Annotated in this window: 18 protein-coding genes; 13 read left to right on the top strand and 5 right to left on the bottom strand. The window is 57.4% G+C overall.

All coding sequences use genetic code 11. From position 1 onward, the window contains the following. Positions 1 to 7: 7 nt before the first annotated feature. Together GDA65_05330 and GDA65_05325 are read right to left on the bottom strand one after the other, a co-directional pair. Positions 8 to 1,039 (bottom strand): extracellular solute-binding protein, encoded by a 1,032-nt coding sequence (locus GDA65_05330; protein MBA5862114.1) that lies wholly within the window; start codon positions 1,037 to 1,039, stop codon positions 8 to 10. Positions 1,040 to 1,132: 93 nt separating this feature from the next. After that, positions 1,133 to 1,597, bottom strand: coding sequence for a transcriptional repressor (locus tag GDA65_05325; protein ID MBA5862113.1), 465 nt, complete (start codon positions 1,595 to 1,597; stop codon positions 1,133 to 1,135). A 123-nt stretch (positions 1,598 to 1,720) separates the two neighbouring features. Here GDA65_05325 and GDA65_05320 point away from each other — a divergent pair, with 123 nt between their 5' ends. Continuing rightward, a complete protein-coding gene (locus GDA65_05320; GenBank protein MBA5862112.1) occupies positions 1,721 to 2,284 on the top strand; it encodes a hypothetical protein in 564 nt (187 codons plus the stop codon). Positions 2,285 to 2,404: 120 nt separating this feature from the next. Here the strand turns inward: GDA65_05320 and GDA65_05315 are convergent, their stop codons facing one another. From GDA65_05315 to GDA65_05305, 3 genes are all read right to left on the bottom strand, one after another. Beyond that, positions 2,405 to 2,791 carry a hypothetical protein gene (locus GDA65_05315; protein ID MBA5862111.1) on the bottom strand — a complete coding sequence of 129 codons (387 nt, stop codon included), beginning with the start codon at positions 2,789 to 2,791 and terminating at the stop codon, positions 2,405 to 2,407. Positions 2,792 to 2,926: 135 nt separating this feature from the next. After that, positions 2,927 to 3,631 carry a response regulator gene (locus GDA65_05310; GenBank protein MBA5862110.1) on the bottom strand — a complete coding sequence of 235 codons (705 nt, stop codon included), beginning with the start codon at positions 3,629 to 3,631 and terminating at the stop codon, positions 2,927 to 2,929. 470 nt (positions 3,632 to 4,101) lie between these two features. After that, positions 4,102 to 5,643, bottom strand: a complete 1,542-nt coding sequence (locus GDA65_05305; GenBank protein MBA5862109.1) for a carboxypeptidase M32 — start codon at positions 5,641 to 5,643, stop codon at positions 4,102 to 4,104. 72 nt (positions 5,644 to 5,715) lie between these two features. Here GDA65_05305 and GDA65_05300 point away from each other — a divergent pair, with 72 nt between their 5' ends. The 12 genes from GDA65_05300 to GDA65_05245 all read left to right on the top strand — a co-directional run bounded on the left by GDA65_05300 (position 5,716) and on the right by GDA65_05245 (position 21,679). Then, complete coding sequence (locus GDA65_05300) at positions 5,716 to 6,366, top strand: methyltransferase (GenBank protein MBA5862108.1); 651 nt, start codon at positions 5,716 to 5,718, stop codon at positions 6,364 to 6,366. Positions 6,367 to 6,420: 54 nt separating this feature from the next. Then, the gene (locus GDA65_05295; GenBank protein ID MBA5862107.1) at positions 6,421 to 7,317 is read left to right on the top strand and encodes an EamA family transporter; all 897 of its coding nucleotides are present in this window, start codon (positions 6,421 to 6,423) and stop codon (positions 7,315 to 7,317) included. Positions 7,318 to 7,571: 254 nt separating this feature from the next. Continuing rightward, positions 7,572 to 9,251: a PAS domain S-box protein gene (locus GDA65_05290; protein ID MBA5862106.1), complete on the top strand. Its 1,680-nt coding sequence runs from the start codon at positions 7,572 to 7,574 to the stop codon at positions 9,249 to 9,251. A gap of 1 nt (position 9,252) precedes the next feature. Further along, complete coding sequence (locus GDA65_05285; protein ID MBA5862105.1) at positions 9,253 to 9,906, top strand: response regulator; 654 nt, start codon at positions 9,253 to 9,255, stop codon at positions 9,904 to 9,906. 222 nt (positions 9,907 to 10,128) lie between these two features. Continuing rightward, positions 10,129 to 11,229, top strand: coding sequence for a hypothetical protein (locus GDA65_05280; GenBank protein ID MBA5862104.1), 1,101 nt, complete (start codon positions 10,129 to 10,131; stop codon positions 11,227 to 11,229). 80 nt (positions 11,230 to 11,309) lie between these two features. After that, positions 11,310 to 12,683 (top strand): glycosyltransferase, encoded by a 1,374-nt coding sequence (locus GDA65_05275; protein MBA5862103.1) that lies wholly within the window; start codon positions 11,310 to 11,312, stop codon positions 12,681 to 12,683. A 35-nt stretch (positions 12,684 to 12,718) separates the two neighbouring features. After that, positions 12,719 to 13,594 carry a glycosyltransferase gene (locus GDA65_05270; GenBank protein ID MBA5862102.1) on the top strand — a complete coding sequence of 292 codons (876 nt, stop codon included), beginning with the start codon at positions 12,719 to 12,721 and terminating at the stop codon, positions 13,592 to 13,594. A 1-nt stretch (position 13,595) separates the two neighbouring features. Continuing rightward, positions 13,596 to 14,342, top strand: coding sequence for a polysaccharide deacetylase family protein (locus GDA65_05265; GenBank protein ID MBA5862101.1), 747 nt, complete (start codon positions 13,596 to 13,598; stop codon positions 14,340 to 14,342). A gap of 41 nt (positions 14,343 to 14,383) precedes the next feature. After that, positions 14,384 to 15,199, top strand: a complete 816-nt coding sequence (locus GDA65_05260) for a hypothetical protein (GenBank protein MBA5862100.1) — start codon at positions 14,384 to 14,386, stop codon at positions 15,197 to 15,199. 16 nt (positions 15,200 to 15,215) lie between these two features. Next, positions 15,216 to 16,100, top strand: coding sequence for an ABC transporter permease (locus GDA65_05255; protein ID MBA5862099.1), 885 nt, complete (start codon positions 15,216 to 15,218; stop codon positions 16,098 to 16,100). After that, positions 16,100 to 17,359, top strand: coding sequence for an ATP-binding cassette domain-containing protein (locus GDA65_05250; GenBank protein ID MBA5862098.1), 1,260 nt, complete (start codon positions 16,100 to 16,102; stop codon positions 17,357 to 17,359). Before GDA65_05255 ends, GDA65_05250 begins: the two co-directional genes overlap by 1 nt. 291 nt (positions 17,360 to 17,650) lie before the next feature. Further along, positions 17,651 to 21,679, top strand: coding sequence for a PAS domain S-box protein (locus GDA65_05245; protein ID MBA5862097.1), 4,029 nt, complete (start codon positions 17,651 to 17,653; stop codon positions 21,677 to 21,679). Positions 21,680 to 21,686 lie beyond the last annotated feature (7 nt).

Here is a 21,686-nt window from a genome sequence, read left to right as displayed (position 1 = left end):
ACACCGATCAGCGAAGGCCGACCTGCTCAATCAACGTCAGCGTGGGCTCCCGCAATTCAGCGAGCCTGGCCAGAGGAACGAGTGCCGCGCGGAAGCTGTGCCGGTCGACGAGCGCCGGGTCGGCTTTCACGTCCGGATGCAGCGGATATTCCTTGTCCAGGTCTGCAAATAGTTTTTGTCCGGCCTGGGCAACCAGAAACTCGATCAACAGTTTGGCGCTGTCGACATGTTTCGAGGCACGGGTGACTCCAATGCCGGTCACGTTCATGATGGCTCCCATGCCGCCTTCCTGCTGATCGGGCATAATGGCAGCGATAGGCGCCGTCGGTTGCGCTGCCAGATGACGATAAATATAGTAATGGTTGACGATCCCCGCCGCGACCTGGCCTTTGGCGACTGCCTCCACAATTTGCGAGCTTTTCTGGTAGACCTGCGACCCGGCATTGGTCTTCAGCCCTTGGAGGAATTGTTTGGTGCGTTCGTCGCCGACGGTGGTCTTAATGACCGAAACGCCGGCCTGAAGGTACTCGCTCCCTGAATTTGGGATGGCGATTTTGTCTTTCCATTGGGGCTGGCCCAGGTCGAGCAGCGACTTGATTTGCTCGGGTTTCACCATGGTTGTATTGTAGACAACGATCCAGAATCGGCCGGAAAGCCCGATCCAGCTGTTGTCCGACGCGCGGAATTGGGAGGGAATGGCCCGCTCGACCTCACGCATATTCATGGGACGGAGTAGTTTGAGCTCTCGCGCATGCTCGAGGCTGCCGGCATCGTTGGTCAGAAAGACATCCGCAGGGGTATGGTCCCCCTCGGCCTGCAACCGGTTGACCAGCTCGGTGGTCCCAGATGACAGGAGTTCGATCTGAATACCGCTCTTGGATTGGAATTCGTCAAGAACCGGCTTGATCAACCGCTCCGCGCGACCTGAATAGACGACGAGTTTGTCGGCCGCTTCCGCGATCCGTGCGGGCCACTGCGACAGGACCAACGCTGAGACGGTCAGCATCAGGGCGAACAGGATGCGAGAGAATACAGCCATGCAGCGTGCCTCCACGTATGAGGACATCCCGTGGGCGTCCGAGTTGAAATTGATAAGCCGTCTCAAGATGATACCGGATGTGACGGGAATCCGTCAATGGCGGCAGCGCGCGCAGAGGCCGTACAATTCCAATCGATGGGTCTGGATGACAAACCCATTCTTCGTTGCGACTTCCTCTTGCAGCCGTTCGATCTCGCAATTCTCGAACTCCACAATGGTACCGCACCCCGTGCAGATGAGATGATCGTGATGACCTTTGTGGGAGATGTTGTCGTACTGCGTCTGGGTGCCGAAGTGTCTGGCTTGGGCAATGCCGGCTTCGCAAAACAAGTTCAGCGTGCGGTAGATGGTGGCGAGGCCGAGATGAGGATCCTTCTTCGCGAGTTGATGGTACATGGTTTCGGCCGTGACGTGTTCCTGCCGGAGGAATGCCGTCAGGATCAACTCGCGTTGGCGGGTCAGCTTTAACTGATGCTTGGCCAGATGCTGGCGAAGCACGTCCATCTCTTTGAGGATTTTACTCATGGCGTGTGACCCGGCGTGAAAAAAGAGGCTCATTAAAGACGAAACTGCCTCGATGGGTCAAGAGGGTTCGCAGGGGAGACGTTCGTCGATTGACGAATCGGAAGTAGCCTGTTTATAGTCCTCCCCGTTGCTGCCGATGCTGAGGAGATTTGATCGTTGCGAAAGTCTCATGAAATGACGGTTGACCGGGCCCTGCTCCTGTATGTGCTCTCGCTAGCTGAGCCGTACGGACTGTTGAGCGACGTGAAGTTGCAACAGCTCTGTTTTCTCTGCGAGCTTCAGATGTTCGGTAAGGGGCTGAAGGGGTTTCATTTTGAATTTGTCCGGTTTGCGTACGGAGCCTTCAGCCGGGACCTGGACAATGACCTGACCTCTCTCCGGCGCAAGGAACGGGTTGAAAACTTCAGCCCGTCAGATCAGGTTCGTGATGAGGCTCTTCCGCTCCTGATGAAAGGGATTGACGGAAATGAGACAAATGAAAAGGTTCGTGACCTCATGCAAGCCGTCATCGCCACCTATGGACCGCAGGATGTCACGGCCATCATGCAATCCGTCGAATCTGTGGAATTGAGTACCCCACAGCAGCCCGACTTCAAGATTCCCATCCGCGATATCGTGTTTCACACCACGCTCCTGGTGCCTTCGCGAATCGAAACTTCAGCCGAGTTTCTCCTGCCCGCCAATCATCTGGCGAAGCTGAATTCAGCAATGGGTTACTGACATAGACGTTCCTCGCCTGATCAGTGGGACTTCTCGGGTGAGAGGTGTACAGGTTCCGCTCTGAAGTTGCCAGACTCCCCTTCACCTCCCCATGGTGAGGGATTCGGGAGACGGTCCGTTTTAGTGGCGTCGGGGAAGCGCCAGCGCCGACTGGATCGTGTGTAACATAGACCCTGTTTCGACCGGCTCCAGCAGACAATACTCGATTTGCAGCTCGCGGACCACACGCTGAAACTTCTCTCCTTCCAGGGCGGGTTCGTGCAGGGCCGCTGTAGCGATTATGCGGGCGGTAGGAAAGGCGTTTCGTAGATCGGCCAGATGTTCCGGCCCCTGATCATCGTCGGCAACGAGGCGGGCAATCACCAGATCCAGCTGGGATGCGGGAGGTTGAGCGGGGGCATTCTGGAAAGTGGCACTATACTGAACGAAGTGTTCCATTCCGGGCAGCGCCAGCTTGATGAGCCGTTTGAGATTCGAGTCCGCGTTGATAATCAGGATATTGGCCATAGTCCCCCCACGCGAAGTGATAATGGACAGCGATTGATCATCGTGCGACTGTCCAACAGGACTTCAGGGATGTCTGCCCGTTTTGGTGGAGGTGGTGTCGTGAAGGCGTGCCTCCTCTCGATAGCGCACTGGGTGTCAAACCAACTGCTGATCCAGGGCATACCGAATCAATTCTGCGGTCGTTTTCATTCCAAGCTTGATAAGCAGACGGGCACGATAGGTGCTCACGGTTTTAATGCTCAGGTGGAGGTGCTCGGCGATTTCAGTCAGGCGCCGGCCTTGGGCAATCCACTGGAGGACCTCGATCTCCCGGTCTGATAACACGGCAGGGAGGTCGTCGGCGCGCGATCCATTGCGGGTCATTATCGCGTCTGAGACCTGTTCCGACTGGGGCGGCGGGAAATAATTGCCGCCTTGCAGAATTCGAGACACTGCTGCGCGAAGTTCTTGCGGGCCGGCCTCCTTGGTCAAATATCCGAGGGCGCCTGCTCGAATGGCACGAGCGGCATAATGTTGTTCTGCGTAAATGCTGACGACCAAAACAGGTAAGCCCGGTTGAAGGGATTTCAAAATGCGCAGAACTTCCAATCCAGGCATGTCAGGCAAATTCAAGTCCAGGATCACAAGATCCCAAGCCGCAGTTCGCAGGTGGTCAATAGCACTGTGAGCCGAGGCTGTTTCAGTGATGTGAGGCGTTAATCCGTCTTCAATGAGAAAGTCCTGTAAGAATTCTTTCAGACCGCGCCGGAGGAGGGCATGGTCGTCAGCAAGCAGGATGTTGAGCGCGGTTTTGACGGCGGGCAGCGTGTCATATGCCTTCACGGTAGCGCGTTCCCTCATGGTGTAGTGGCGAGGCTGGGTGGGTCGCTGTGTGGTGACGGAGGCAGATTGTGGCCCGCCTGCGTTCCGCGGTCTGGCATGGATTTGCCTGTGTCCACGTGGCATGGGGGAACATCACCGTGCAGGTGCTCCTTCATGACGGCTAGTCGTGGACGTGTTCCTGCGGCCCTCGACAGCCCTGACTAGGGTCAGAGCAAATCCCCTTCTAGCCAAGTCGTAAGGCTGACGCCTTTCCTTCGAGTCCAACGTGCTCACCCGAGTCATTTCCATTGCCAGGAACAGGGCAAAAAATATGAAAATGTTCCTATTATTTTAGGCAGTTAAGGAATACCACGTCGGCGAAATAGTGCGCCAGGGCTGAAGGGCCCTGTTATGGCCCTAGATAAATCTCGTGACGTGATAATACGTGTAAATGCCGGAGTTTCTGTGGTTGCTGGGTGTTCGGTGTGAGGGGTGTCGTGAGACGACGCTTACACAAGGTCGAGCCGGTAGAGAGTCCCGTATTTGGCCTCGAGATAGCGCAAGAACGGTTCCGGGCTCACGCCGTTGCCGGTGACCCGTCGAGCCAGATGGTCCGGGGTAAACATGCGGCCCCACCGGTGAATTTTTTGTTCCAGCCAGTGCCGAAGGGGAATCAATTGCCCGGTTGCGATATGCTCTTCTAATTGCGGAACCTCCTGCGTCGCCTGTTCGAAGAATTGCACAGCATACAGATTGCCCAAGGTATACGTGGGAAAGTACCCGAAGGCGCCCATCGACCAATGGACGTCCTGCAGAACGCCGTCCGCATCCTGTTCCGGGGTGATGCCCAGGTAAGCCTGCATTCTGTCATTCCACAGGCCGGGTAATTCTTCCGGGCGCGCCCGACCCTCGATGAGGGCCTGTTCAATTTCCACGCGCAGCATGATGTGCAGGTTGTAGGTCAGCTCATCGGCTTCTACGCGGATGAGCGAGGGGGCGACGCGGTTGATCGCGGCATAAAATTGATCGAGGGGTACGCTCGACAATTGCTGCGGAAACGTGTGCTGCAGGATCGGATAAAAGCATTGCCAGAATGCCCGCGACCGGCCCACACAGTTCTCCCACAGCCGCGATTGGCTTTCATGAAAGCCGAGCGATACAGACTCGCCGAGGGGCGATCCATAATATCGCGGGTCCAGTCCCTGATCGTATAAGCCGTGCCCGCCTTCATGAATGCAGCTGAAGAGACACGAGGGCAAATCCTTCTCGAAGACTCGCGTCGTCACCCGGACATCCGTCGGGTGAAACGAGGTGGTAAATGGATGAGCGGAGAGATCGAGTCGGCCGCGCTCGAAGTCGTATCCCATCGCAACAAGGACGAGACGTCCGAACTCCAGCTGCTTCGCCTGATCAAAGGTGTGGTGAAGGCAGCTATCGTCGATGATGACCTCGCTAGCCTGAACGCGTTGCAAGAGGGGAACCAGCCGCGCACGAAGTTGTGCGAAAAGCGGCGTGAGTTGACCTGCCGTGGCTCCGGGCTCATGGGCATCCAGTAGCGCGTCATAGGGTGAATCCCGGTATCCCAAGTACTGGGCTTCTTCACATTTGAGGCTGAGGACCGTTTTCAGCGAAGGAAGGAACTTCGAGAACCGGCTTTCTGCGCGTGCCGTCACCCAGGCTTGTTGAGCCAATGAGCATTCGCGGCTGAGGCGGATGACAAAATCAGAAGGAAGTTTTTTCGCGCGACTGAAGTCGCGCCACGTTTCTCGCAAGAGCGACCGCGACGGTTCATCCCAGGGGTCTGTCGCTTCCCCGGACGTGGGGTCGATCCATTCCTTCAGCAAGGATTCAATCTGCGGCGACACAAGTTTCTCATGGGCCAGACCTTCCAGTGTTGCGATTTGGTCAGCGCGGGCCGCTCCGCCGCCTGCGGGCATGTAGGTTTCCTGATCCCACGAAAGGACGGAGGCCGCGCTCTGAATGCGCCGGATTTCCAGGAGTCGACTGGTTAACGGTTCCAAAGTCTGCAATGTCTTCACCTTTGCGCTCATTCTCTAGAAGGTCCGTGGTATGATTCGCGGCTGCTGCGAATTGTCGCACAACTGTCTCCCGGAGTGAAACCGATGGCTGATCTCGTGTTGCCGGATATCGATGCCTATGCTGCGGCCAGTTCTTTGCCGGAAACGCCGGTTCGCCGGGCTCTCCGCGAGGAAACCGAACGCACGATGACATCTGCGCGGATGTTGGTGGGTCCGCTGGAAGGGGCATTCCTGCATGTGATGACCCGTCTGGTGCGGGCCGAGCGAGTCCTGGAAATCGGCATGTTCACAGGCTATAGCGCCCTCTGCTTTGCTGAAGCATTGCCTGCGCAGGGCCGGGTGGTCACGTGCGAGGTGGATGAAGAGTCTGCCGCGGTGGCGCGCCGATTTTTTGCGCAGTCGCCGCACGGCCATCAAATTGAGATCCGTATGGGGCCGGCCTTGGAAACGATGGCGGCATTGACCGGACCGTTTGATCTGATTTTTATCGATGCCGACAAGCTGAACTATGTGAATTATTACCGGCGCGCAATGGAGTTGCTGTCGCCGCGCGGAGTCATTCTGGTCGACAACGTCTTGTGGGGCGGGGATGTCCTCACCGATCCGCCGTCGGATGAACGGACGGCGGCCATTCAGGACCTCAATCGGATCGTGGCGGCTGATGCGCGTGTGACGGCCGTGTTAGCAACCATTCGGGATGGCATCTGGGTGATCACCCCCAACGCGTTGCGCTAGCGGTCGCTGGTTCTCGACCGCGCCGTCTGTGTACGGCCTAGGAAGACTGACCGAATGGAAAAACCCTCCCTCCCTGCCGCCTATGCGGCGCTCACGATTTCGGCCTTGGTCTGGGGCGGGTCGATCGTCGGGCAAAAGCTGGCGCTGGGGGCGTTTTCGGCCGTTGAGACCTCACTGATACGCGGCATCGGTGCGCTGGGTATTTTGGTTCCCTTGTGGTGGTGGACCGAAGGCGGCCGCACGACCTTGACGCCGCGCGATCTCAAGTCGCTCTCCTTGTTGGGGCTGGGGGTGCTCGGCAACCATTTGCTCACGTTGTTTGGTCTCCGCTACGTCGGCGCCTCAACCGCCGGTGTCCTGATCGGCGCTAGCCCGGTGGTTACCGCGCTCTTGTCCTCCCTCCTGGTACGCGATATTTCCTTCAAGAAGGTCGCGGGCGGGTGTGCGGTCTCGTTTGCGGGAGTAGCGCTCGTCTCGGGGGCGGGAGGAGATGCTCCCATTGGGGATCATCCCTGGCTAGGCGGGACGCTTGTATTATTGGGGCTGGTGAGCTGGGCGTTGTACTCAATCGGCGGCCGTCAGGTGATGGAGCGACTGTCACCGCTGACCGTCAATTGGACCACGCTCTTGCTCTCGCTGCTGCTGCAAATTCCTCTCCTCTGGACCGATCAGAAAATGCTGCTCACCGGGGCGAGCGCCGTGCCGGTTTCCGGCTGGCTGGCAGTAGGGTATCTCATTGTATTCGCCACGGCGCTCGGCCAACAGGCCTGGTTGTATGGCGTACAAGGAGTGGGGCCCTCGCGGGCGGGGGTGTTCGTTAATCTCATTCCTGTGTCGGCACTGTTGCTCTCCGCCCTGATCTTGGGTGAAGCGATTGGGGTACGGGAAATTGCAGGCATTCTCCTCATTCTCACGGGCGTGTGGTTAGTCGGCCGACAAACCGAGTCTTAGCCCGCCGCATGCATGAGCACTGCTGCTGCACTTGCCGATCCACTGCGGCGATGGGCCTTCGGCCGGCGGGCTCGCCCTGTGGGCCTCTCACCGGCCTGCACGAAGAGACCGCGGGTCCTGCCGGCTCCGCGCACCGGTCTTGCGACGTGACTCGGCGACTGCACGACGACGCGTCATGAATACGGCGGGGTAACGGCGTCGTGACGGATCTATGACCTGCTCGTCGGGTTCCTCCCTCCGTTCCCCGTACATATGTGATGCGTTCTTTCCGGCTGTCGCTTGAATTTTGGCTCTGTAGTATGATGGCCGGCAGGCTGGCGTCTTCGCAAGCGCGTGGACCTGAGCCACTGAGTAGACCAATCTGTTTTCTCAGGCTGTGTTGGGGAGCGGCACGCGCGGAAAGCACCATGGTTGAACATCAAGACAGCGGTTTGAGCAGAGTGCTCGTCATCTCGACCAGGCCGGACGGCATCATCACCAGCTTCAATAACGCAGCCGAGCGATTACTTGGCGTAGGCGCCGATACGGTCGTCGGTAAAGTTACCCCAGCCGTCTTTCATGATCCGGCTGAGCTACGCCGCCGCCGGGAGACCCTTGCGGCCGAGTCGGGAAGCCTTATCCCGGATTCGTTCGGCGTCATAGTTGCGCGAGCCGGTATTGGCCGGGTGGCCGAGGACGAGTGGACGTATCTTGATCGCAGCGGCTATCGATTTCCGGTCTTTCTCTCCGTGAGTGCCATTCCTGACGAGGTCGGAAGGATTCTTGGATATTGCTTTGTCGCCAAGGATCGGCGCGGACAGTTACAGGCCGAGGCGCTACTTCGCCGGCAAGCGAAGTTGCTCGACCTGGCCAACGATGCCATTCTGGTTCGCGATCTCATGGACGATACGATTACGTATTGGAATGAAGGCGCCGTGCGTTTGTACGGGTGGTCGGCGGAGGAAGCGCTGGGGGCGTATATTCATGACTTTTTAAACACCCGTTTTCCCCTTCCGTTGGAGGATATTAGGCAGAAATTCTTGGAGCAAGGGTTGTGGCGAGGTGAGCTCGTGCACAAAACTCGCGCCGGGAGAGAAATCACCGTATCCAGTCGATGGACGCTGTTGCGGGATGCCGCAGGCATGCCGAGCGGCAGTCTCGAGTTGAACACCGACATTACCGAGCAAAAACGGGCGCAGAAAGCTCTGAAAGATGCGCATGAGGAGTTGGAGTTGCGGGTCATGGAGCGCACGTCAGATCTGCGTGATGCCAATGAGCGGCTACGGGTCCTTTCGCGTCGCTTGATGGAGATTCAGGAACTGGAGCGTCGCGCGATTGCCCGTGATTTGCATGATGAGATCGGACAGGCATTGACCGCCATTAAATTGAATTTGCGGGAGCTGCGGACGCATCCTAATTGCGAGCCTGTCGAAGACCAGATTGCGGATAGTCTGGAAATCTTGGCGCAGGTCCTCCAACGCGTTCGCAGTCTGGCGCTGGATTTGCGGCCATCTTTGCTCGATGAATTGGGCCTGGTTCCCGCGCTCAGATGGTACGTTGGTAGGCAAGCAGAACGCGCCGGGTGGCAATTGACGTTTTCCGCGGACGGCCTGACCAGCAGGCCGTCTCCGGAGATTGAAATTGCCTGTTTCCGGCTTGCCCAAGAGGCATTGACCAATGTCGTGCGCCATTCTCAGGCGAAGAAGGTGGAGGTATTGTTGGAGCGATCTCCCCAAGAGTTGACCCTGGTGATTCGCGACAATGGAATCGGGTTTGATCGGGACGCGGTCCGATCCGGGGCCAGAGTCGGTACCAGCGTTGGACTGTCCGGGATGGAAGAGCGGGTTCAACTTGTCGGAGGGACGTTCAGCATCGATTCAACTCCTGCAGTAGGCACGGAAATTCGTGCCTCCTTTCCGCATGTAGCCGCGCCCGCAAGCGCCAAGGCTCATTGAGATGAAAAAAATCAGAGTATTGCTGGCAGAGGATCATACATTGGTGCGGGCGGGCTTCCGGGCTCTACTCGAGAAGTTGGAAGGGATTCAGGTCATCGGGGAAGTGAGTGATGGTCGCGATGCGCTGCGGGTATCGAAAGAGCTGGAGCCTGAAGTCGTGTTGATGGACATCGCCATGTCTGGCATGAATGGTCTGGAGGCGACGAGCCGGATGCGACAGGAGTGCCCGGGGACCAAGGTGCTCATGCTGACCATGTACACGAATGAGGAATATCTCAAGGAAGCCCTGCGAGCAGGCGCCTCCGGGTATTTGCTCAAGGATGCGGATCGTCCGGAACTGGAACTGGCCATTAAAGCCGTCTGTCGTGGAGAAACCTATTTGACTCCAGCTATGGCCAAGTTCACGTTGGATGCCTATCGTCGCCAGGATGATGCACCGACCGGCCCACTGGGAAAACTCACTGGACGTCAACGCGAAATTCTTCAATTAATCGCTGAGGGCTGTTCGACAAAGCAAATCGCCCACCGCCTTGATCTGAGCGTGAAAACCGTGGAAACCCATCGTGCTCAGCTGATGGAGCGTCTGGAAATCCACGATGTGCCCGGCCTTGTGCGGCTGGCAATCAGGACAGGATTGGTCCGGTCAGATACATGAATTATTGCAACGCATGAAGGCCGTATACGGTTGGAAGTTTTCTCCGCCCTCTGATTCTGAACAGGAATATTCAATCCGGGTATCAGGAAATCCTTTGTTCCGCCCGAGAGGTTTGGTATGCTGTAAGAGTCCTGTTTAACTTGGGATACGTTCCGTGGTTATCTCGGCTGTCCGTTCGTCATACTAAACCCGAGTGCCGGTCCTTCCTCATCAGGTTATTCTATGAAAAAGTTGCGGGTCGGTGTTTTCGGGACGGGGGCATTTGCGGAAGTGTGTCACGTGCCAGGATTGCAATCGCATCCTGATGCGGAAGTGGTTGTGCTGTGCGGCAGAAACGCGGCGCGTGCTCGAGCGATGGCCGATCGGCTCGGCGTACCGGAAGTTTCACTCGACTACAAGCAGGTCTGCGCAAGGAAAGATATTGACGCGGTTACCATCGCGACTCAGAACGACGCCCATGCTCGCCAGGCCAAGGCCGCGTTCGCCGCAGGTAAACACGTTTTTTGCGAAAAGCCACTCGGCATGAATGTGCAGGAAGTGATCGAAATGGTGCGTGAGGCGGAACGGAGTCGCACCATTCACCAGGTTGCATTCACGTACCGGTATTTATACGGCGTTCAGGAGCTGAAACGACGGCTGCTGAAGGGTGACATCGGAGAACCGTACTATGTGCGAGTCCAGTACGCGTTCTGGGAAGCCGTGAAGCCAAATTCAACAATGGGTGTTCGCGAGCAGCGTGATTACCCGGCCGTCGGAGTTTTGAGCGATGTGGGACCTCACCTGTTCGATCTCGTAGGGTTTCTTATCGGGCCGATCGAGGCGGTGGCGGGTAGAACCATGTGGGTTCCGCGCGAGGCGACCAATCACCGGACCGATGCGTCGTCTCAGGTGGAGCCCGATGATATCGCTTCCGCGTGGTTTGTATGCCGGGATGGGACTCAGGGCCATCTGTTCGCAAGTCGCGCCACGCCGAATTCGGGAGATCGAGCATACATTGAGGTGGTGGGACGGGAAGGTGCCCTGCGGGCCTCCTTGAGCCGTGGATCGATAGATAAGTTGCGGGTATCTCGTCCCACGCATCCGGCGTGGGAAAGTGTGCCATTACCGGCAGCAGCCTCCGATGGCACTTCCCATTGTCTTGGGGCGATGATGCGGAGTTTTGTGGATGCCTGTCTTCGAAAAAGAATGAACACGGATGTCGATGCGTCTTTTTACGACGGCCTCGCTGTGCAACGGGCCATGGAGGCAGTACAAGAATCTGCTTGCCGGCCGCACTGGATTCCCCTGGAAGCCGGCGTCCACTGCGACGTATCGGGCGAATAGGCAACCGAAACGCTTGACCCCTCAGAATCCTTCAGGCTACCACCTCGTGACGACTTATATAATTCATCAGCCAGGGAGAAATGCGAGTTGTGATTTCCCTTGGCAACGGGGCCCTGCGGTTGTCACCCGGACGTTCAACATTGCCTTCAGGGTGCCGAGATTGTGGAGGTGAACGCCCTGATGAATTACGATTCACTTTCAGTCAAGCAAGAACAGGTGTGAATATGACGGCAAGTCCTTCTTTGGCGCGTCCGCTCGTGAGCGTGGTGATCCCCACCTACAAGCGTGCGCATCTTCTCAGAAAAGCGATTCTGTCCGCTCTGGCCCAAGAGCAGGCCGGGGAACTTTTCGACATGGAGATTATCGTGGTGGACGATTGCTCTCCTGACGATACGGCCAAGGTCGTGGCCGAATTTCCTGGGGTGCAATATCTGAGGCTGCCTGAGAACCGGGGTGCATCCGGTGCACGAAATGCCGGAATTAAGCGCGCGAAAGGGAAGTATGTTGCCCTGTTGGATGATGATGACGAGTTTCTCACCCATAAATTGATGGTGCAGGTTCCGCTTTTGGAAGCGCATCCGGAAATCGGTGTGCTGTATGGGCAGAGCGTGGTGACCGGAGGAGAAACACCGCTCTTGCTCTGGCCTCAGTCAGGGCCTTCGGGCAATGTGTTAGAGGAGTTTCTTACGAGAACCGACGATTTTCTGCATCCCCCGACCTGGCTGGTGCGGCGTGAGTTGTTTGAGCAAGCCGGTTTTTTCGACCTGAGCAAGGCCGGAATGGAACACTATGACATGGCGCTTCGTATCGCCGCGCTCACGCCATGGATGTTTCTCCCCGGCGGACCTGTTGCGCGCGGACGGTACTCCCAGCAAGGGCTCTGGTATAGCACCATTGCCAATGGGACCAACGAACAGCAATTGCCGATGATTGTGGAAGCCGCCTTGTCACGCCTGCCTGCAACCGCCGACGCCGATCGCGTTCGCCGGAAGGCCAGAGCAGCCGTCTGCGCCAGTATTGCCCACCAGCGTTGGTGGGCCGGCGGCGGCCTGGAACCGACCAAGGCTCATTTACTGAAAGCCCTGCGCGCAGCCCCTTGGTTATTGCAGGAAGCGGCGGTGGTTGAATGGTTGAAACGTATCGCCAGCACCCTTGCGATGGCTTCAGCCCATCCTGTCTCTGCTGTGAAGACATTCTGGAAAGAGATCATGCAAGCGGTTGAAGGGGCGGAGACGGTTCGCGCCGGTTCATTCCGTCGACTGTTCGGAGAATTACTTGAGGCGGCTGCGATTAGTATGAAGCATGGTTCTCCAAGAAGGGCCCCCCTGGTGGCCGTCAGCGCTCTGCTGAATGATCCCAGCTACTGGGTGCAGCCCGCACGTCTCCGCTCGCTCTACCGCGCGTGGACTCAAGCGCCTGCTGCGACGGGAGAGCCAACGAGAGTCTCACACTAGCCGTGTTCGCCGAGGCTCTTGAAGTCCGGGGGACCATGACACTCAGCGTCATCATTCCGTGTCGCAATGCCGGCCGCACAATCGACGAAACGCTGGACGCGCTTGCTGCCCAGGATTGGCCAGGGGCGTGGGAAGTCATTGTCGCGGATAATGGATCGACCGACGACCTGGCGAGGGTAGTCGCCAGGCGTATGCCGCAGATGCCGTGTCTTCGCCTGATTGATGCCTCCGGACGACGAGGCGCGTCCTACGCAAGAAATGCAGGGGTCAAAGCCGCAACTGGTGAGGGGATTTTATTTTGTGATGCGGATGATGTTCCAGCGCCTGGCTGGGCCATCTCCATGGAACAGGCACTACGTGCGCACGGATTCGTCGCCTGTCGCTTGGAGTTCGAACAACTCAATAGTCCGGCGGTTCGATCGGCGCGCGGTTGCACGCAGGTCGCAGGTCTCCAACAGTTCCGGTTTTTGCCGTTCCCTCATGCAGGGTCAGGAACCCTTGGTATCACGCGGGCATTGCATGATGCAGTGGCTGGATTTGATGAAACCATTCCGATTTGTGAAGACATCGATTATTGTATGCGGGTGCAACAAAACGGGGTAAAACTGGAATTTGTCCCGGACGCGGTACTTCACTGCCGCCTCCGCGCAAGCAAGAAGGGCGTCTATACCCAAGCTTCGCAGTATGCGGAGTATGAGGTGTATCTGTATAAAAAGTATGGGGCCGGCTATCTGTGGGAATGGTGGCGCTGGCGTAAGTACTTGCAGGCTTGGCGGAACCTGCTGGGACGCATGTTGGAATTGCTTCGTACGCCCGAAGGGAAGACCATGTTCGCCTGGCGTCTCGGCCGTTTGATGGGCCTGCTGAAGGGAAGTCTCCGTTTTGGGGCCGCTCCGGTGATGGTGGAATAACATGGGCATCAGTTCCATGAATCCTCAATCCTTTGTATCGGCCTCAGTGAGGAAAGTGTTGGGCAGCCTCACCCATGTGGTCACCGCTCAAGCGGTCCTGTCTCTGACGTTTGACGATGGGCCGGATCCTGAAAACACTCCTAAAGTCTTGGATCTCCTTGAAAAATATCGGGCACACGGCACGTTTTTTGTGGTGGGGCAAGCCGCGGCCACCCACCCAGATATAGTACGGCGGATTGCGGCGGGAGGGCACGCCATCGGCATCCATTCCTGGGATCACCGCGCATTTCCCGGACTGTCGAGCCGGCAGCGCCGTCGGCAGATCCGGGAATGCGAACGTGCGTTACAGCCATATGTCAGCCCATTGTTTCGTCCGCCATATGGTGAGCAAACCGTCATGTCGCGTCTGGAAGCATTCGTGATGGGCTACGAAGTTGTGGGATGGAATCTGAACAGCGGAGATTGGTACGAATCCCAGGCCTCGGTCATGGGAAAATACCTGTTGGAAATGGTGACGCCGGGCGGGATCGTGTTGTTCCACGACACCTTGTACGATAAGGGGGCGCCCGCTCACGGAGTCGATCCGGAACATACGTCGTGGCCAGACCGTCAAGCCATGCTCGGCGCATTGGAGACGGTCCTCGATCAGTTGTGCGGGAGCTATCGGTTTGTAACCGTGCCGGAATTGCTCCAGGCCGGACGGCCCAGGCGCTCGTTTTGGTTCAAGCCGTCGCTGGCGACCGCCTGAACCCTCATCCAAGAACAGTATCACAAGAAAGAGATCTGGCTATGAGTCGTGTGGCAGTGGTGGTGCCGGGATACAACAGAGCCGAATTTACCGAAGATGAGGAGACGTCCTTCCGACATGCGGAGCATTACCTCGGCCGGTATGACAAATTTCTTGTCGTCCCGCAAAGTCTGGCCATTGAGCGGCCCGGCTTTCAGATTCAACGATTTTCTGATTCCTATTTTGGAAGCGCCATTGCGAATGCGAGATTGATGTTGTCGCCCGCGTTTTATGATGCATTCCAAGCCTATCAGTATGTGTTGATTTATCAGCTCGATGCGTTGGTCTTTTCCGATCGGTTGATGGAGTGGTGCGCAATGGATTGGGATTATGTGGGCGCTCCGTGGTTGCAGTGTGCCGACAGTCCGTGGGTTGGCGCTTCACGTGTAGGCAACGGCGGATTCTCTCTCCGGAAGGTCTCCAGCTTTCGACGCGTCCTGGCGTCCGATGCCTATTGGGTCGATCCCGAAGTGTATTGGCAGCGAATCGCGTCCGGCCGGTCCTGGTATGTGCGATCTGTCCAGTTGCCGAGAAAATGGTATAAGCAAATCAAGCGGTTTAATAATGTGAAGCGGGAATTGGAACGTTGGCATCTGCGCCCTGACGGAACCAGAAACGAAGATCATTTTTGGGCCGACGAGGCAGTGCGCTATGATTCCCAATTCAAAGTGGCGCCCTTTCATGTCGGATTAGATTTTGCTTTTGAAGTGGTCCCACGGCACTGTTTTGAACTCAATCAACATCGCTTGCCCTTCGGCTGTCACGCATGGCCGCGATATGACCGCTCCTTTTGGGAGCCGTATCTCCTCAAACCGTGATTGGATCGTGATGACTATGAATGAGTTGGAAGCGCAGCGTCCTTCGCGGTTGTCGGCGGGCGCTATCGCGCCGGTTGTTCGAACGCCGACGGTCAAAATTCGCCCCAGTCGAGGATTGTTTCATCTGGATCTGGAGTCTGTCTGGCTGTATCGGGAATTGCTGCTCTTTCTGGTCTGGCGGGATACAAAAGTCCGCTACAAACAGGCGGTTATCGGCGCAGGATGGGCGGTGTTCCAGCCGCTGATTTCAATGCTGTTATTCACTGCGGTGTTCAGCAACCTGGCCAAACTCCCGTCCGATGGGGTGCCCTATCCATTGTTCGCCTATGCGGGACTGCTTCCGTGGAATTTCATCGCGCAAGCGACTAGCCGAAGCGGCACCAGCTTGGTGGGAGAGTCGCATCTCATCAGCAAGGTCTATTTTCCTCGCTTGATCATTCCGCTGGCCGCGGCATCGGCGCCGGCGGTTGATCTCCTGTGCGCCTTGGTGATGATGATTCCGCTCATGCTATGGTTCGGGGTCACGCCAGGCTGGCAGTTGTTGTTTTTTCCTATTTTCGTCCTGATGGCGTTGCTCGCTGCCCTGGCCGTCAGTCTCTGGTTTTCGGCGCTACATGTGAAGTTTCGCGATGTCGGGCATGTCATCCCCTTTTTCGTACAGTTTTGGATGTTTGCGTCGCCCGTGGTGTATCCCGCGAGTCTCATCCCGGAACGATGGCGGACCCTCTACAGTCTGAATCCGGCGGTTGGAGTGGTAGAGGGATTTCGATGGAGCCTGCTGGGCCAACGCGCCCCCTCGTTCGAAACGATTCTCCCGAGCCTCGGCATCGTTCTGATTCTGTTCGTGAGCGGGCTTGTGTATTTTAAGCGTATGGAACGCACCTTTGCGGACGTGATCTGATGACTGATATTGCAATTTCCGCGCGGCATGTGAGCAAGGAATATGTTATCGCAGGGATTCATCATGACACCCTGCGGGATCGAATCGCCCATGCCTGTCGATCTCTTCTAGGACGACGGGCCGGGAAGGTTGTGGCCCCACGAGCCTTTCAGGCTTTGAACGATGTCTCGTTCGATGTCATGGAAGGCGAGGTGTTGGGAGTGATCGGGCATAATGGGGCCGGGAAAAGCACCCTCTTGAAGGTGCTGTCCCGCATCACGGAACCAACAGGCGGAGAAGTGGATTTGTACGGGCGCGTGACATCGCTGTTGGAGGTGGGGACGGGATTTCATGCGGAACTCACGGGGCGCGAAAACGTCTACCTCAATGCCGCGATGTTGGGCATGCGCAAGGTGGACATCGACCATCGATTCGACGCCATCGTGGAGTTCTCCGGGACCCAGCAATTTATCGACACCCCCGTCAAACGATATTCAAGCGGCATGTACGTGCGGCTGGCTTTTTCTGTGGCGGCGCATCTTGATCCCGAAATTCTGATCGTTGATGAAGTGTTGTCGGTCGGCGACGGAGCCTTTCAGAAGAAGTGTATGGGGAAAATGGATGAGGTGCGGCGGGACGGACGGACGGTCATTCTTGTCAGTCACGATTTGCCGGTGGTGGCCAGTCTGTGCCAGCGGGCAATTCTTCTGCGCCAGGGACGGGTCGTGGGCGACGGCCAACCGCAACAGATTATCGAGCAATATATGAGCGAGGCGTTTACAGACAGCGGTACCTCCCTGGCTGATCGCACCGACCGGTACACCAAGGGCGAACTTACGGTGCAGGCGATCGCATTCCTGGACGAGAAGCTCAACCCCGTGCAGCCGGTTGTGTCCGGGCAACATCTTGTCATTCGCGTGCAGTACCGGTGCCATGTCAGAAAAGTGTTTAAGGATATGCGTGTCATGATCGTGGTCAATCGTGATGAGCGCGCGACCTGTATTTTTTCGACGGATCTTGTGAGCCGCACGCCGTTGGATCTGGAAGGCAGCGGCTACGTGGACTTTCATGTTCCACATCTGCCGTTGTGCGGCGGGCGATACTTCCTCCATGCCGCGATTGAAAACAATACCGTGACGCAAGACTGGGTTCAGTATGCGGCTGAGCTCCAAGTATTGGATGGAGACTATTATGGGACCGGCCGAATGTATCCGCATGATGGCTGGCGAGGAAAGGGTATGTTCGTCGACCACAGCTGGCGGTTCGAAAGAACCTCCTGACAACGATCTGATCATCCACCCTCTCTGCGTCATCCTGCCGAATTGGTAATGCCATCCGGGCGAGATGCTCATTCCCTCATAAGTTCGAGCCTGTTCTGTCAATCAGGCATTCCTGCACGGGCATAATCTTTCGGCAGGCACTTCCTGCGCCTGCATCATTCCAGTAGGGCCATAATAGGGCCGATTGTCAGGGGTTTACCTGATGTGTTCGAGGGGGTATCTTACGCCTGTTTCCAGCCTGCCCAATCGCGAATCGATCTTCGATGTGAGCAGTGAGGGGGCGATTCGACCATGCTAGTCACTATAGGCCTGCTGACCGCCGGAATTTTTGCCCTGGATGTGGCGATTCCGCTGGGGCATGTCATGTGGCTTCTGTATATGCTTCCACTGTGGTTGACTGCGCGGTTCGCTTCGCCTCTGGCCTCACTGCGCTATGCATCGTTGTGTACGATCTTGCTGGGCGCCGGGCTTTGGTTTGCACCTCCCGGTGTTGAAGTCGCAACGGCGATCGTTAATCGTACAATGGGAGTCGGGTTGCTTTGGGGCATGGCCTATCTACTCTCCCAGCGGCGCGAAGTGGAGAGTGCGCTTCGTTCAGCCAATAGCCGGTTGGAACAGCGCGTGGCGGAGCAGACGCAGGATCTGATCGCTGCCGATGATCGTCTATCGATGCAATTGACCGAACAGCGGCAGGTTGAGGCGGCATTACATGAGAGTCGCCAACGGTTTGAATTGGCGGCGGAATGCGCGGATGTGGGCGTGTGGGAATGGGATCTGGCAACCGGGTCAGCCTACTACTCTCTTCGATGGAAAAGTCAGCTTGGCTGCACGGAGTCGGACATCGGTCCTACGGTCGCCGATTGGGAATCGCGTCTCCATCCGGATGAACAGGCGCAAGTCCTGGCAACGGTCGCGCTGTTTCAGCAGGGATATACCAAGCAGTATCGCTTGGATCATCGCCTCCGGCATCAGGACGGTTCATACCGATGGATGGCCGCGTTGGGCTCGGGGGTATGCGACGAGCAGGGCCGGATGACTCGGATGACCGGCATTCATCTGGATATTACGGCGAGGAAAGAGGCCGATGATGCTAGGAGGGAGAGCGAGAAGCGCTACCGCGATTTAGTCGAGCACGCCGGGGATATCATTTTTCGAACCGATGCCGCCGGGCGGTTCACGTACTGCAATCCTACTTCATTGCGAATTCTCGGTTATCTGCCGGAGGAACTTCTCGGCCGCCATTATCTGGAGATTGTTCAGCCGCAAAGTCGTGCTCAGGCCGAGCGGTTTTACGGCCGACAGTTTATCCGTAAAACGTCTCGGACGGTGTACGAGTTGCCGGTCGCGACCAAAGATGGCCGGGAAGTATGGCTGGGGCAGCATACGCAACTGTTGATGGACGGGAACGCCGTCAACGGTTTTCAGGTGGTGGCGCGCGAAATTACCGAACGGAAGCAGGTGGAGCAGGCGTTGCGGGAGAGTGAGGAGCGATTTTCAAAGGCTTTTCATAGCAGTCCGGCAGGAATGGCCATCAGCCGCCTTGAGGATGGGCGGGTGCTCGATGTCAATGAGGCGTTCGTGCGGGTCTCCGGATTTTCTCGGGACGAGCTGGTCGGCATGTCCTCGCTCGATATCGGTATGTGGGTCAATCCGGACGACCGTCGACAATTAGCCGAGACGTTACGGCGGGACGGTTTTCTCCGGCAGCTGGAGAAAGAGTTTCGTACAAAGTCCGGCGAACTTCGGCACGGCCTCTTCAATGTAGAACCGGTCTGTATCGGACAAGAGAACTGCGTGCTGACGCTGGTGCTGGATATCACCAGGCGCACCGAGGCGGAAGCGGCGCTGCGTCGCAGCCAATCGGTGCTCCACGCGCATCAGCAGGCACTCATGCGTTTAATCAAAAGCCGGCATATCGGTTCGGGGAACTGGCCGTCCGCGCTGAAAGAGCTCATGTACAACTCCGCGGAGACCATGGCTGTGGACCGCGCCAGTGTTTGGTTGCTGGACCGTAGCGGAGCGGTGCTGGAATGCGCAGAACTCTATGAACGAGCCCAGGCTCGGCATTCGCGCGGGGCGCGTCTCGATGTCGCGCAGTACCCCCGATACTTTAACGAGTTGCTGGAGGAGCAAGTGGTCGATGCGGATGATGTCGCCAGTGATCCGCGCACCGCTGAATTACTGCAGCCCTATCTTCAAACATTGGGGATTGTTTCGTTGTTGGACGTGCCGATTTTCTTCGGCGGTCGCCTGGCCGGAGTCGTCTGCCACGAACGAATCGGATGGGCGCGTAAGTGGAGCAACGAAGAAACACAGTTCGCCATGTCTATCGGGAATTTGGTCACCTTGGCCTATGAGGCGAAGCAACGGCAGGAAGCGGAACAGGCCTTGGTCACCGCGAAGGAGGCCGCCGAATTCGCCAATCGGGCAAAGAGCGATTTCCTGGCCACCATGAGCCATGAGATCCGCACGCCCATGAATGCGATCATCGGCATGGCCGATCTGCTGTCGGAGACGCCGCTGAATGAGGATCAACAAGAGTACGTCCAGATTTTTCGAGATGCCGGAAGTAACTTGCTGAGTTTGATCAACGATGTGCTCGACTTGTCGAAGATCGAAGCCGGCTATTTGGATTTGGATCTGACAGACTTCGACCTCAGTGACGTGGTGCAGCGCGCGGCAGAGTTGGTGGCAGTTCGCGCCAGCGAAAAAAATCTGGAGTTGGCCTATCAGATCCAGCCTGATGTTCCAACCTCACTCGTCGGTGATCCGAACCGCCTTCGGCAGGTGCTCCTGAACCTGTTAGGCAATGCCATCAAGTTTACGGAACAGGGAGAGGTCGTCTTGCGCGTGGAGTGTGACCCGCTGGCAGACGGCCCTGGCAATCTGCTGTTCACGGTGCGTGATACCGGCATTGGAATTCCTCACGACAAGCTAGCCGTCATCTTTGAACGCTTCACTCAAGTGGACTCTTCGATGACGCGGCCCTATAGCGGCACGGGGCTTGGCCTGACGATCTCCCGGCGTCTGGTCGAGCGGATGGGTGGCAGAATGTGGGTGGAGAGCGAGCCGGGGCATGGCAGCATGTTCAGTTTCACCGCCAAGTTTGCCGCGCATGCTCAGCCGGCTTCCGCGATTCCTCCGGCGCAATGGGAACAACTCGCAGGGTTGCACACCTTGATCATCGACGACAATGCGACCAATCGTCTGATTGTTCGGGAAACCCTGACGGGCTGGGGTATTCCTTCGGCGGAGGCGGCTGGAGGGAACGAGGCGGTGATGGAGTTGCATCGTGCGCTCAAGGCCGGCGTGCCCTATCGTCTGGTGATTTTGGATGTGCGCATGCCGAAACTCAGCGGCTGGCAGGTGGCCGAGATCATCGCACGATCGCCGGGTCTGGCCGGACTGTCGATTATCATGCTGACATCGGAACGGCGCGCCGGTGACCAGGGTCGGGCCCGCGAATATGGGGTCGTACGGTTTCTCACGAAGCCCTTTCGACGCTCCGATCTGTTCAACGCCATGATGGCCGTGATGGGCAGGACGGCATCAACCGGGAACCCTGGGCCAGTGACTCAACCTCGATCAGGGACTCACGTAGTTGAACCGTCCGGTCTGAAGATTCTTCTGGCTGAAGATTTTGTCGACAACCGCCGCATGATGGAGTTTTATTTCAAGACGACGCCGCACCGGGTGGAGACGGCGGCGAATGGTCAGGTTGCGCTCGAGATGTTCATGCACGGATCCTATGATCTGGTCCTGATGGATGTTCAGATGCCCGTGATGGACGGGTATGCCGCAACGAGAGCGATCCGCGCATGGGAAAAAGACCAGGGCCGCCGTCCCACCGCCATCCTGGCGCTGACGGCCAATGCGTTGCCGAGCGAAGTGCAGCGCAGTCTTGATGCGGGATGCACCGCGCACCTCACGAAACCCATCCGCAAGGCCCGGCTGCTGGAGGCAATTGAATTATATCTCCAAACCGTCGATTCATCCGCGCCACCTACGCCGTCTGTTGATGAAGAAGTCGTCGTGCTCCATGTCAACGGGGAGCTTGAACCGCTCATGCCTGGGTTTCTGGAGCATCGGCGCCACGACGTGATCCAGATAACGGAGGCGTTGAGCCGTGAAGATTTTGAGATGATGCGGGAGATCGGCCACGGTCTCAAGGGCGCCGGCGGAACGTACGGGGTTGAAGCGATTACAGCATACGGGCGGTCATTGGAGACGGCGGCCGTGCGCAAAGATGCCGCCGATGCGCGTGAGATTCTGGAACGGCTCAGCCGGTTTCTGACTCGGCTGCACGTGATCTATGAGTAAAGGATAG

The sequence above is a fragment of the Nitrospira sp. CR1.1 genome (genome assembly GCA_014055465.1).
Taxonomy (GTDB): Bacteria; Nitrospirota; Nitrospiria; order Nitrospirales; family Nitrospiraceae; genus Nitrospira_A.
Note: the sequence above shows the minus strand (reverse complement) of the source record. Positions and strands in the feature narration are given on the sequence as shown.